Source organism: Janthinobacterium goodfellowi (assembly GCF_051380695.1).
Taxonomy (GTDB): Bacteria; Pseudomonadota; Gammaproteobacteria; order Burkholderiales; family Burkholderiaceae_D; genus Janthinobacterium.
Genome location: NZ_JBNYXN010000005.1, coordinates 54,593 through 66,326 on the forward strand (window position 1 = coordinate 54,593; position 11,734 = coordinate 66,326).

Consider the following 11,734-nt stretch of genomic DNA (forward strand, 5'->3'; position numbering starts at 1 on the left):
GGCAGCAAGGCGGCGCCCGGTGCGCCGCCGTTTTAGAACGCAAAGAATCACTACAGATATGCATGTACCGGCGCGGGCATCAGCCAGAGGCGCGCCGGCAGGCTGCAAGGTCCGACAGAGACCCGGCCACAACACGGCGCCGTCCGGTTGAACGGGCGCCGTTCACATAAATATTGGAGACTGTAATGAGTTTGCGCGATTTCAAGATAGGCACCCGGCTGGGGATAGGTTTTGGCAGCATCCTCGCCATCCTGGTGGTGGTGATCGTTTCGGCGAATGCCCTGAATTACCGTAACAAGGCCCAGTTGCTCACGGGCCTGGCACTGGCAAGCGAAAAGAACACGCAGGCGTCGCTGATGAAAAGCGCGATGCTGGAAACCGGTATCGCCATGCGCAATATCGGCTTGCAGGGCGATGTGGGTCTGATGCAGGTGGAAGAGGGCAAGGTGCGCGAGCAGCGCAAGCTGTACGACGGCGCGCGCGGCAAGCTGGCCAGCCTGGGCCTGTCCGATGGCGAGAAGGCGCTGCTGGCCAACATCGCCAAGGTCGACGGCGAAGTCGACGCCGCCTTCAAGGAAGCGATGGGGCAGGTGCTGGCGTTTAACAGCGAGGGCGCGGCGAAGGTGATTGCCACCCGCATCGATCCCTTGAACAAGGCGACCCTGGCCGATATCAACAAGCTGCTCGACTTGCAGCACGTGGCGCAGCAAAGCTTCATGGACGACTCTCTGGCGGCCGATGCGCGCCTGATGACGGTACTGTTCATCCTGGGTGGCGCGGCGGTGGCGATCGGCGCCTGGTGCGCCATCTTCATCACGCGCTCGATCACGGTGCCGCTGTCGGGCGCCCTGGCCGTGGCGCAGAAAGTGGCGGCCGGCGAGCTGACGTCGCGCGTGGTGGTCGAAGGCAAGGATGAAACGAGCGCGCTGCAGCAGGCGCTCAAGGACATGAACGAGAGCCTGGTGCAGACGGTCAGCGACGTGCGCACCGGGACGGACACCATCACCGTGGCGTCGCGCGAGATCGCCAGCGGCAATGCGGACCTGTCGGCGCGCACGGAAACGCAGGCCAGTTCGCTCGAAGAGACGGCGTCGTCGATGGAAGAGCTGACATCGACCGTGAAGCAGAACGCGGACAACGCGCGCCAGGCCAACCAGCTGGCCGTGTCGGCATCGTCGGTGGCGGAACAGGGCGGCAAGGTGGTGGCGCAAGTGGTCGATACCATGGGTTCCATCAAGGACAGTTCGCGCAAGATCGTCGATATCATCGGCGTCATCGACGGCATTGCGTTCCAGACGAATATCCTGGCATTGAATGCGGCCGTCGAAGCGGCGCGCGCAGGCGAGCAGGGACGCGGTTTTGCGGTGGTGGCGTCGGAAGTGCGTAATCTGGCGCAACGATCGGCCGGCGCGGCGAAAGAAATCAAGGGCCTGATCGGCGACTCGGTCGACAAGGTCGATGCGGGCAGCCGCCTGGTGGACGAGGCGGGACAAACCATGGGCCTGATCGTCACGTCGATCCGGCAGGTGGCCGACATCATGGGCGAGATCACGGCGGCGACGCAGGAACAGAGCCATGGCATCGAGGAAGTGAACCAGGCCATCGCGCAGATGGACCAGATGACGCAGCAGAATGCGGCGCTGGTCGAGGAAGCGGCGGCGGCCGCCGAAAGCATGCAGGACCAGGCGCAGAAACTGGCCGACGCTGTCAGTATCTTCAAGCTGGACGGCGAGAGCGCGGCGCAGGCAGCCATGCCCGCGCCCGCGCCCGTAGTCAAAGCGGTGGCACGGCCGGCGCCTGGCGTGGCGGCAACTACACGGCGGTTGGCAAAGACGGCGCAAGCCGGCACGCCGCCGCCCGCGAAAAAGCTGGCGGCGGCCGGCGGCGACGATTGGGAAGAGTTCTGACGCCAACCCGGTCCCGCTAGTTATACTTGCAAAGGCATTGGTCAGAGTAGTCATAGAGAGGTAAAAACAAAATGCCGCAAACTAAAACGGAATCGGTCAAGGAATTTGATTTCACTGGCAAGGACTTCGAACGGGTCCGCGCCATGATTTACAAGCGGGCCGGCATCGCGCTGGCCGACAGCAAGCAGGAGATGGTCTACAGCCGCCTGGCCAGGCGCCTGCGCGCGACCGGCATCTCCTCGTTCGTCCGCTACCTGGACGACCTGGAGGCGGGTCGCATGGGCGACGAGTGGGAAGCGTTCACGAATGCGCTGACGACCAACCTGACGTCGTTCTTCCGCGAGGCGCATCATTTCCCGCTGCTGGCCGAGCATGTGAAAAAACTGAGCGGGCCGATCACCATCTGGTGTTCGGCCAGTTCCACCGGCGAAGAGCCGTATTCGATCGCCATGACGGTGTGCGAGGCGTTCAATACGCTTACGCCGCCGGTCACCATCATCGCCACGGACATCGACACGAACGTGCTGGCCACGGCCGCCAATGGCGTCTACAACCTGGACCGGCTCGACAAGATGCCGGCCGACCGCGCGCGGCGCTTTTTCTTGCGCGGCAAGGGCGACCGCGAGGGGCAGGTACGGGTGCGCCCGGAACTGCGCCAGATGATCACCTTCAAGCCGCTCAACCTGCTGGCCGACAGCTGGCCATTGACGGGGCAGTTCGACGTCATCTTTTGCCGCAACGTGATGATTTATTTTGACAAGGCGACGCAGCGCAAGATCCTGTCGCGCTTTGTGCCATTGATGAAGCCCGATGCCCTGCTGTTCGCGGGACATTCGGAGAATTTTCTGTACGTGTCGGATTCATTGAAGCTGCGCGGTAAAACAGTCTATGAGCTCGATCAGCCTCGGGGCGCCGCGCCCAAGGTATCGTCGCATCGTACATGAGAGTGAAATATGAGCCTGGAATCCAAAGAGCAATTCGCCACTAACGTCTATTACGACAGGACGTTCAATTGTGACGCCGCCAAGATCTTGCCTGGTGAGTATTACTTCACCAACAAGGACATGCTGATCGTCACCGTGCTCGGCTCCTGCGTCTCGGCCTGCATCCGCGACCGCGTGACGGGCCTGGGCGGCATGAACCATTTCATGCTGCCCGATGGCGGCAGCGATCCGAACAGCCCGATTTCCGCGTCGATGCGCTACGGCACCTACGCCATGGAAATCCTGATCAACGATTTGCTGAAGGCCGGCGCACGGCGCGAGAACATGGAAGCGAAAGTGTTCGGCGGCGGCGCCGTGCTGCGCGGCTTCACGGCGATCAACGTGGGCGAACGCAATGCGGCCTTTGTCATCAATTACCTGAAGGCGGAAAAGATGCGCGTGGTGGCGGAAGACCTCAACGACATCCACCCGCGCAAGGTGTATTTCTTCCCCCGCAGCGGCAAGGTGCTGGTGAAAAAGCTGATGCAGACGCATAACGACACGCTGGTGCGCCGCGAACTCGATTACGCCAGCCGCCTCAAGGTCGCGCCGGTGGGCGGCGAGGTCGAGCTGTTCTGATACATATCGGACCAAACCTGCTGCGCACCGCGTTGTGCGGGGTGCGGCGGTGTGGTCCGGGTACTAATTTAATAAGAAACAAGGGCCGCAAGGCCTGGAAGGATAACTATGAAGATCAAGGTATTGATCGTGGATGACTCGGCGCTGATCCGCAGCGTCATGACGGAAATCGTGAACAGCCAGCCCGACATGGAAGTGGTGGGGGCGGCGCCCGATCCGCTGGTGGCGCGCGAGATGATCAAGCAGACCAACCCCGACGTGCTGACCCTCGACGTCGAGATGCCGAAGATGGATGGCCTGGACTTCCTGGAAAAGCTGATGCGCTTGCGCCCGATGCCGGTGCTGATGGTGTCGTCGCTGACCGAGCGCGGTTCGGAAATCACCATGCGCGCGCTGGAACTGGGCGCCGTCGATTTCGTCACCAAGCCGAAGATTTCCATCCAGAGCGGCATGCGCGAGTACACGGACATGATCGCCGACAAGATCCGCGCCGCCTCGAAGGCGCGCATCCGCGCGCGCACCCTGCCGTCGGCCGGCGACAAGGTCGCCGCGCCGCTGCCTGCGCTGCGCAGCCCGTTGACGTCGAGCGAAAAGCTGATCATCGTGGGCGCCTCGACGGGCGGCACGGAAGCGATCCGCGAATTCCTCATGCAGATGCCGTCCGATTGCCCCGGCATCCTGATCACGCAGCACATGCCGGAAGGCTTTACGCGCTCGTTTGCGCGCCGCCTCGATTCGCTGTGCAAGATATCGGTGCAGGAAGCGGCAGGCGGCGAACGCGTGCTGCCCGGCCACGCCTATATCGCGCCCGGCCATTCGCACCTGACCCTGACGCGCAGCGGCGCCAACTACATGACCAAGATCGACCAGGGCGAACCGGTGAACCGCCACCGTCCGTCCGTCGATGTGCTGTTCCGTTCGGCCGCGCAATCGGCTGGTAAAAATGCCGTCGGCGTGATCCTGACCGGCATGGGCAAGGATGGCGCGCAAGGCATGTTGGAGATGAAGGCCGCAGGAGCGTATAATTTTGCGCAGGATGAAGCCAGTTGCGTGGTGTTCGGCATGCCGCGCGAGGCGATCGCCGTCGGCGCTACGCATGAGGTCGGCGCTCTGACGGCGCTGCCTGGCATGGTGCTGGGACACCTGGCGGCGCACGGCATGCGTGCTTTGCGCGTGTAAGCCACGTTTTATATGATCTGAGGCAAGTTTGTTCGCCTAAAAGCAACGAAAATGCTATCCTACAACTTGCTGCCGTAGTGTCGACCATAATGTCGGCATTCATGTCGATATTATTAACAAACCGCTACAGAAACAACGGAGTTATTCATGGCTGATCCAAAGATGAAATTTTTAGTCGTTGACGATTTTTCGACGATGCGCCGCATTGTCCGGAATCTGTTGAAGGAACTGGGTTATGCCAACGTCGATGAGGCGGAAGACGGCGTGATGGGCCTGGCCAAGCTGCGCGCGGAATCCTACGATTTCGTCGTCTCGGACTGGAACATGCCGAACATGGATGGCCTGACGATGCTGCAGCATATCCGCGCCGATCCCGCACTGGCCAAGCTGCCCGTGCTGATGGTCACCGCTGAAGCGAAAAAAGAAAACATCATCGCCGCCGCGCAAGCTGGCGCCAGCGGTTATGTCGTCAAGCCGTTTACGGCCGCCACCCTCGATGAAAAGCTGAACAAGATTTTCGAGAAGCTGGAAAAAGCCGGCGCCTGATCACGGTTTGATACGCATCAAAAAAACGCTGCCAGTGCGAACTGGCAGCGTTTTTTTTGTTCACCTCGCTTACACCAGGCCGCCATTCGCGCGCAGGGTTTGCCCATTCACCCAGCGGCCGTCGGGGCCCGCCAGGAAGGCCACGGCGGCGGCGATGTCGTCCGGCGTGCCCAGGCGTTCCAGGGGCGCCATCTTGCTCATGCGTTCTATCGTCTCTTCCGTCTTGCCGTTCAAGAACAGGGCCGTGGCCGTGGGGCCCGGGGCGACGGCGTTGACGGTGATGTTCTTGCCGCGCAATTCCTTGGCGAAGATAGCCGTCATCGTCTCGATGGCCGCCTTGCTGGCGCCGTAGACGGCATAGCCGGGCAGGGCCAGCCCGATCACGCTGGTGGAGAAGTTGACCACGCTGCCGCCGTGGCGCAAGCGCGTCGCCGCCTGGCGCATGGTGTTGAAGCTGCCCTTGACGTTGATGGCGAACAGGCTGTCGAAGGTGGCGTCGTCCGTGTCGGCCAGGGCCGGCAGCGCGGGCGGCATGATGCCGGCGTTGTTGACCAGCACGTCGACGCCGCCGAAGGCCGCCTCGGCCGCATCGAACAAGGCTTGCACCTCACCCGCATCGGCCACGTTGGCCTTGAGGGCGATGGCGGCGCCGCCTTCGGCCGCGATGGCCGCCACCAGCGCGTCGGCCGCCTCCTGGCTGCTGGCGTAATTGACGACGACCCGCATGCCGTCGCGCGCCAGGCGGCGGGCGATGGCCGCGCCGATGCCGCGCGAGGCGCCCGTGACGATGGCGACCTTGGCGGAATGGGATGCTGTGTTCATGGTGTTCTCCTGTCGTGGTGGAGGCCCGCATGGGCCAGTGCAGCCATTGTGATCTTTATCGATACATGGATAAAGATGGGGATATTGATTTCAATGTGCAAATTCCATTAACAATGATTGTTGGCCTCGCTGGTATGGACAGGCGTGGTGCCGCTGAGCATAAGTAATTGCGCAAAGGAATTAAATATTTCCCAAAGTTAACTTTACACGTCAAATAATTTGGCCCATGATCGCTGCAGTATTGCCCTTTGTCCCCGACCCCGACAAGAAGGAGCGCAACATGCGCCGAGCACCCGTATTATTTTTTGCCCTGAGCACGGCCTTGCTGGCAGCTTGCGGCGTGAGCCTTGAACAAACCGCAGTCGTGCCTGTCGCGTCCGTCGAGATGCAGGAGCCGGCCGCGCAGTGGCCTGCCGAAGGCGATGGCCGGCATGCCTATCTGCACCGTGTGGGGGGCCGCGATTATGTCAGCCTGAGCCAGCATGGTCCCGAGGGCGGCTTGCCGATACTCACGGGGACGCAGCGCCATGCGCACGCCATCCGCCTGCTGGCAGCCGATCCGGCCCAGGTGCGCGCCATCCTGCGCAGCCTGAGGCTGCCTGCGCACCAGCGCAAGCTGTGGGCGGGAGAGGAAATCGTGCTCGATGCGGCCAGCTATGACATGTTGCAAGCGGCACGCGGCAGCAACAAACCGCTGTTTGCCGAGCTCAAGCTGGTAGGGATGGAGAAGTAATAAAAGAAACGGGGCCGAACGGCCCCGCTGTGACTGCGTTTAAAACATCTAACAAAACCGTAGCGAGCGGCAGAGAGTTGTGGCCGAGAAGCGCAACCGTGCTGAAGCACGGTGAGCATCGCAGGCCGCAAATCGCGACGCGCAGTAGGTTTTGTTGTATGTTAAATTTCCAAGTTGTCGATCAAGCGAGTCTGTCCCAGCTTGGCGGCGGCCAGCACCACCAGCGGTTCGCCCGCGGCCAGTTCGGCGGCGCTCGGCGCCTGCAGGTTGGCGCGCTTGCGCACGGCGATGTAGTCCGATTTCCAGCCGCGGCTGTTCAATAGCTGCATGCTGGCCTGTTCCAGTTCGCCCACGGCCAGGTTGCCCTTGCGCACTTCCTCGGCCACGAAATTGAGGCCCTTGAACAGTTCCGGCGCTTCCGCCCGTTCGCTTTCCGACAAGTACATATTGCGCGAGGACAGGGCCAGGCCGTCGTCGGCGCGGTAGGTTTCGGCGGCGATGATTTCCGTCGGCAGCGCGAACTGGCGCGCCATGTTGCGGATGATCATCAGTTGCTGGTAATCCTTCTTGCCGAACACGGCCACTCGCGGACCCACGCACGAGAACAGCTTGGTGACGACCGTGCACACGCCTTCGAAGAAGCCGGGGCGGAATTCCCCTTCCAGGGTATTGCCCAGGTCATCGGGCGGGCGCACGCGGTATTCCTGCGGCTCCGGATACAGTTCCTTTTCCGTCGGCGCGAACAGCACGTACACGCCTTCCTTTTCCAGCTTGGCGATGTCGGCCGCCATGGTGCGCGGATATTTCTCGAAGTCTTCGTTCGGGCCGAATTGCAGGCGGTTCACGAAGATCGAGGCGACGACGGGGTCGCCATGCTTGCGCGCCAGGCGCATCAGCGACAGATGGCCTTCGTGCAGGTTGCCCATGGTGGGGACGAACGCCGTGCGCAGCTGTCCGCTGAGCTGGTCGCGCAATTCTTCAATGTCGGAAATAATTTTCATGGATTGCTTTCGCTAAAACCCCGTTGTACGGTGGTCAGTGACAAAGGGAAGGATATCAGGCGGGCGAATAGGCCAGCCGGACGTAGATGGGGGCAAACGGTTCTGCCTGCGTGATTTCGATCAGGGTTTCCTTGGCCAGTTCCAGCAAGGCCACGAAGTTGACCACGACCACGGGCACGCCGCCGGCAATGTCGAACAGCTCGCTGAATTCGACGAAGCGCGACGACTGCAAGTGGCGCAGGATGCTCGACATGTGCTCGCGCACGGACAGTTCCTGGCGGCTGATGCGGTGATGCTGGGTCAGCTTGGCGCGCTTCAGCACGTCGAGCCACGCCTGCTGCAAGTCCACCGGCTCCACGTCGGGCCAGGTGGGCGTCAGGCTTTGCTCGATGAAAATCTGCGTGCGCACGAAATCGCGCTCGAACTGGGGAATGGCGTTCAGGTCGTAGGCGGCCAGCTTGATCTGCTCGTACTCGAGCAGGCGGCGCACCAGTTCGGCGCGGGGATCGCCGCCATCTTCCTCGACGTCGCTCTTGCGCGATGGCAAAAGCATACGCGACTTGATCTCGATCAACATCGCCGCCATCAGCAGATACTCGGCGGCCAGTTCCAGGTTGCGCACGCGGATCTGGTCGACATATTTCAGATATTGCAGGGTCACCTGCGCCATCGGGATGTCGAGAATGTTGAAGTTTTGCTTGCGGATCAGGTAGAGCAGCAAGTCGAGCGGGCCTTCGAAGGCTTCGAGGAAGATTTCCAGCGCGTCCGGCGGAATGTACAGATCCGTCGGCATGCGCAGCATGGGCTCGCCATACAGGCGGGCGATGCCCAGCGGGTCGGCGGCGGGCGCCGCGTCCGTGGTTGCGGATGCTGCAGGGTCGCCGCTGCCGTCGCCATCGGCGACAGGTTCGGGCGACTCGATGACTGCGCCGGCACCGGAAGCGTCGGCTTCCGGCGTGACTGCAGACTCTTCAGGCAACATCGTGCCGGTTCCAGATCTTAGTTCTTGTTCTGGTAAACGTAAGCCTGTTGCTTGACGGCCGACGCCAGCTGGCGCTCCTGCTCATCGATGCTGACGGCCGGCTTGTCCCACAGCAGGGCGCGGCCCGCTTGCTGGCCCGCTTCCATGCCAGGGTTCTTGGCCTTCAGTTCGGCGATGAACAAGGTGTGGTCGGATACGTAGTTGTTGTGTTTTGCAGGCAGTTTCATATTCTCTTCTGAGTGTCTTATGGGTAAGGTCAGCCGGCCGTATTTTACCGCGCCGTGCGGCTTGGCGGGTTGTTGTATCGGCAAGTCCGGGGCGAAATTGCTAAAAATCAATAACGCAGCAGGCGTCGCATCACCATCGGCGCCGGTTCGGCGGGGTTGGCGTGCGAATATTCCAGTTCTTCGGCCAGCTCGAATTCGAAGGCCGCATAAAAATCGATCAGCTTGCGCTGGTCGCGCCGCACGGCCAGGCGCAATTCCTCGGCCTGGCACGACAGGCCGTGATGAATGATGGCTTCGAGCAAGTGCTGCGAGACGTGGCTGCCCCGGTAAGCGGGCAGCACGCCCATGCGTGAAATCTTCCAGATGGCGGGGTCGCTGTCGAGCGGCATCCAGCGCAGCGAACCGGCTGGAATGTCGTCGATCAGCAACAGAAAACCGCCGCCGTGGCGCAATTGCGCTTCCACTTGCTGCGCTGTCTCGTGGTGTCCACTGGACGAGGCCGCGACCTTGCCGGCCCACGCGGCGCGGGTCAGCTCGGCCATCAGCTGTGCATCGGCATTTGTTGCTTCGCGCACCACGATATTCATCATCGGTCCTTGTGCGGGCTTAGCGGATGCGCATGCCAGGTTCGGCGCCCGGCCATGGGTTCAGGATGTAGATGCCCGGATTGGCCTTCTCGTCGGCGGCGGAGGCGGCCATGACCATGCCTTCCGAAATGCCGAACTTCATCTTGCGCGGCGCCAGATTGGCCACCAGCACCGTCAGCTTGCCGATCAGTTCTTCCGGCTGATACGCCGAACGGATGCCCGAGAAGACATTGCGCAAGCGGCCTTCGCCCGCGTCCAGGGTCAGGCGCAGCAGCTTGTCGGAGCCGTCGACCAGTTCGCAGTTGACGATCTTGGCGATGCGCAGGTCGACCTTGAGGAAGTCGTCGATCTTGATCTCGGGCGCCAGCTCCTCGATGGCGGCAGCAGCAGGGGCCGCGGCGTCGTTCGCGGCGTCGCCAGCCGGCGCCGCGATGGCGGCGGCTGCTTGCGGCGCGTCAAACAGCGCTTCGATCATCTTCGCATCCATGCGCGTCATCAAGTGGCTGTAGGCGCCGATGGTGCGGCCCAGCATGCTGTTCGAGACGGCGTCGCCGAACACTTGCGTATCGGCCCAGGTGAACTCGGCGTCGTTAAGGAACGATGCCACGTTCTTCGCCACGCCCGGCAGGACCGGCGACAGCAGAATCGTCAGCTGGCGGAACAGGATCAGCGCCGTCGTGCACACGTCGTGCAGTTCGGCCGTCTTTTCGACGTCCTTGGCGAGGATCCACGGCTTGTTTTCATCGACATACTGGTTCGTGATGTCGGCGATTTCCATGATCTCGCGCAAGGCCTTGCCGAATTCGCGGTTCTCGAAGTGCGCGGCGATGCTGGCCTGGCGCTCGACGATGACGCCGTTGACGTCCACCGTCAGCGCGCGGTTGATCCAGCTTTGCGCGCCTTCCGACAGCGTGGATGCCAGCTTGCCGTCGAAACGCTTGGCGATGAAGCCGGCGCAGCGGCTGGCGATGTTGACGTATTTGCCGATCAGGTCGCTGTTCACGCGGGCGACGAAGTCCTCGCCGTTGAAGTCCAGGTCTTCCACTTTCGAGTTCAGCTTGAAGGCGATGTAGTAGCGCAGCCATTCCGGGTTCATGCCCAGGTCCAGGTAGCGCAGCGGCGAAATACCGGTGCCGCGCGACTTCGACATCTTTTCGTTGTTAACCGTCAGGAAGCCGTGCACATTGACTTTCAGTTTGTCGATCACCGGGTGATTGGCAAATTTCAGCATGGCAGGCCAGAACAGCAGGTGGAAGGAAACGATGTCCTTGCCGATGAAATGGATCTGTTCCGTCGTCGGATCGTTCAGGAAAGCGTCGAAATCGATGCCTTTCTTGTCGCAATAGTTTTTCAGGCTGGCCAGGTAGCCGACGGGCGCGTCCATCCATACATAGAAGAACTTGCCCGGTGCATCGGGAATCGGGATGCCGAAGTAGGGCGCGTCGCGCGAGATATCCCAGTCGGCCAGCTTTTCGCCCGCCTCGCCCAGCCATTCGCTGACCTTGTTGACCATTTCAGGCTGCAAGCGGCCTGGCGTGTTGAGCCAATCCTTGAGGAATTCGAAGCAGCGCGGGTCGGACAGCTTGAAGAAATACTGCTCCGACGGCTTCATCACGGGCGTCGCGTTGGTGAAGACCGAGAACGGGTTGACCAGGTCGGTCGGCTGGTAGGCTGCGCCGCACACTTCGCAATTGTCGCCGTACTGGTTCTTGGCGCCGCATTTCGGGCATTCGCCCTTGATGTTGCGGTCGGCCAGGAACATGCCCTTGACCGGATCGAAGAAGCGGTCGACGGTTTTCGTGACGATCAGGCCCGTATCGCGCAGCTTGCGGTAGATCGATTGCGACAGGTCGACGTTTTCCGGCGAATCGGTCGAATACCAGTTGTCAAAAGCGATATGGAAGCCATCGAGGTACTGGGCGCGGCCAGCGGCGATGTTGGCGACGAATTGCTGCGGCGTGATGCCTTCCTTTTCGGCGGCGATCATGATGGGCGTGCCATGCGTATCGTCGGCGCCCACAAAGTGCACTTCACGGCCGGCTTCGCCATCGCGTTGCATTCGCTGGAACCGGACCCAGATATCAGCCTGGATGTATTCCATGATATGGCCAATGTGAAAAGCGGCGTTTGCGTAAGGCAGGGCAGTGGTGACGAACAGCTTGCGAGTCATGATTGATGCACTTTTGGG

The 11,734-nt window shown here is 61.6% G+C and carries 12 protein-coding genes; 6 read left to right on the top strand and 6 right to left on the bottom strand.

Going from position 1 to position 11,734, the window contains the following annotated elements; genetic code table 11:
• Positions 1–185: 185 nt before the first annotated feature.
• From ACQ4WQ_RS19170 to cheY, 5 genes are all read left to right on the top strand, one after another.
• Complete coding sequence (locus ACQ4WQ_RS19170; RefSeq protein ID WP_436499248.1) at positions 186–1,907, top strand: methyl-accepting chemotaxis protein; 1,722 nt, start codon at positions 186–188, stop codon at positions 1,905–1,907.
• A 71-nt stretch (positions 1,908–1,978) separates the two neighbouring features.
• The gene (locus ACQ4WQ_RS19175) at positions 1,979–2,851 is read left to right on the top strand and encodes a CheR family methyltransferase (RefSeq protein ID WP_326456260.1); all 873 of its coding nucleotides are present in this window, start codon (positions 1,979–1,981) and stop codon (positions 2,849–2,851) included.
• 9 nt (positions 2,852–2,860) lie between these two features.
• Positions 2,861–3,469 carry a chemoreceptor glutamine deamidase CheD gene (gene cheD, locus ACQ4WQ_RS19180; protein ID WP_034758343.1) on the top strand — a complete coding sequence of 203 codons (609 nt, stop codon included), beginning with the start codon at positions 2,861–2,863 and terminating at the stop codon, positions 3,467–3,469.
• Between the two features lie 108 nt (positions 3,470–3,577).
• Positions 3,578–4,648 carry a protein-glutamate methylesterase/protein-glutamine glutaminase gene (locus ACQ4WQ_RS19185; protein WP_035826603.1) on the top strand — a complete coding sequence of 357 codons (1,071 nt, stop codon included), beginning with the start codon at positions 3,578–3,580 and terminating at the stop codon, positions 4,646–4,648.
• 147 nt (positions 4,649–4,795) lie between these two features.
• Positions 4,796–5,194: a chemotaxis response regulator CheY gene (cheY, locus tag ACQ4WQ_RS19190; RefSeq protein ID WP_010396677.1), complete on the top strand. Its 399-nt coding sequence runs from the start codon at positions 4,796–4,798 to the stop codon at positions 5,192–5,194.
• 69 nt (positions 5,195–5,263) lie between these two features.
• Here the strand turns inward: cheY and ACQ4WQ_RS19195 are convergent, their stop codons facing one another.
• Complete coding sequence (locus tag ACQ4WQ_RS19195; protein WP_436499250.1) at positions 5,264–6,016, bottom strand: SDR family oxidoreductase; 753 nt, start codon at positions 6,014–6,016, stop codon at positions 5,264–5,266.
• 280 nt (positions 6,017–6,296) lie between these two features.
• Between ACQ4WQ_RS19195 and ACQ4WQ_RS19200 the strand changes: the two genes are divergently transcribed.
• Positions 6,297–6,749 (top strand): hypothetical protein, encoded by a 453-nt coding sequence (locus ACQ4WQ_RS19200; RefSeq protein ID WP_326456258.1) that lies wholly within the window; start codon positions 6,297–6,299, stop codon positions 6,747–6,749.
• Positions 6,750–6,910: 161 nt separating this feature from the next.
• Here the strand turns inward: ACQ4WQ_RS19200 and panC are convergent, their stop codons facing one another.
• From panC to metG, 5 genes are all read right to left on the bottom strand, one after another.
• On the bottom strand, positions 6,911–7,750 hold the full coding sequence (gene panC / locus ACQ4WQ_RS19205; protein ID WP_070219724.1) for a pantoate--beta-alanine ligase: 840 nt from the start codon (positions 7,748–7,750) through the stop codon (positions 6,911–6,913).
• 55 nt (positions 7,751–7,805) lie between these two features.
• Positions 7,806–8,732: a segregation and condensation protein A gene (locus ACQ4WQ_RS19210; protein WP_326456257.1), complete on the bottom strand. Its 927-nt coding sequence runs from the start codon at positions 8,730–8,732 to the stop codon at positions 7,806–7,808.
• Positions 8,733–8,749: 17 nt separating this feature from the next.
• Positions 8,750–8,959 carry a DUF3460 family protein gene (locus tag ACQ4WQ_RS19215; RefSeq protein ID WP_034778041.1) on the bottom strand — a complete coding sequence of 70 codons (210 nt, stop codon included), beginning with the start codon at positions 8,957–8,959 and terminating at the stop codon, positions 8,750–8,752.
• A gap of 107 nt (positions 8,960–9,066) precedes the next feature.
• On the bottom strand, positions 9,067–9,546 hold the full coding sequence (locus ACQ4WQ_RS19220) for a GNAT family N-acetyltransferase (RefSeq protein ID WP_070219744.1): 480 nt from the start codon (positions 9,544–9,546) through the stop codon (positions 9,067–9,069).
• A 19-nt stretch (positions 9,547–9,565) separates the two neighbouring features.
• Positions 9,566–11,716, bottom strand: coding sequence for a methionine--tRNA ligase (gene metG / locus ACQ4WQ_RS19225; protein WP_436499253.1), 2,151 nt, complete (start codon positions 11,714–11,716; stop codon positions 9,566–9,568).
• Positions 11,717–11,734 lie beyond the last annotated feature (18 nt).

What these genes read in the sequence shown, in the direction of transcription:
- ACQ4WQ_RS19210 (WP_326456257.1), bottom strand. Translation starts at nt 8,732, where the DNA reads ATGTTGCCTGAAGAGTCTGCAGTCACGCCGGAAGCCGACGCTTCCGGT.
- ACQ4WQ_RS19195 (WP_436499250.1), bottom strand. Translation starts at nt 6,016, where the DNA reads ATGAACACAGCATCCCATTCCGCCAAGGTCGCCATCGTCACGGGCGCC.
- metG (WP_436499253.1), bottom strand. Translation starts at nt 11,716, where the DNA reads ATGACTCGCAAGCTGTTCGTCACCACTGCCCTGCCTTACGCAAACGCC.
- ACQ4WQ_RS19185 (WP_035826603.1), top strand. Translation starts at nt 3,578, where the DNA reads ATGAAGATCAAGGTATTGATCGTGGATGACTCGGCGCTGATCCGCAGC.
- ACQ4WQ_RS19220 (WP_070219744.1), bottom strand. Translation starts at nt 9,546, where the DNA reads ATGAATATCGTGGTGCGCGAAGCAACAAATGCCGATGCACAGCTGATG.
- cheD (WP_034758343.1), top strand. Translation starts at nt 2,861, where the DNA reads ATGAGCCTGGAATCCAAAGAGCAATTCGCCACTAACGTCTATTACGAC.
- ACQ4WQ_RS19200 (WP_326456258.1), top strand. Translation starts at nt 6,297, where the DNA reads ATGCGCCGAGCACCCGTATTATTTTTTGCCCTGAGCACGGCCTTGCTG.
- cheY (WP_010396677.1), top strand. Translation starts at nt 4,796, where the DNA reads ATGGCTGATCCAAAGATGAAATTTTTAGTCGTTGACGATTTTTCGACG.
- ACQ4WQ_RS19175 (WP_326456260.1), top strand. Translation starts at nt 1,979, where the DNA reads ATGCCGCAAACTAAAACGGAATCGGTCAAGGAATTTGATTTCACTGGC.
- ACQ4WQ_RS19215 (WP_034778041.1), bottom strand. Translation starts at nt 8,959, where the DNA reads ATGAAACTGCCTGCAAAACACAACAACTACGTATCCGACCACACCTTG.
- panC (WP_070219724.1), bottom strand. Translation starts at nt 7,750, where the DNA reads ATGAAAATTATTTCCGACATTGAAGAATTGCGCGACCAGCTCAGCGGA.
- ACQ4WQ_RS19170 (WP_436499248.1), top strand. Translation starts at nt 186, where the DNA reads ATGAGTTTGCGCGATTTCAAGATAGGCACCCGGCTGGGGATAGGTTTT.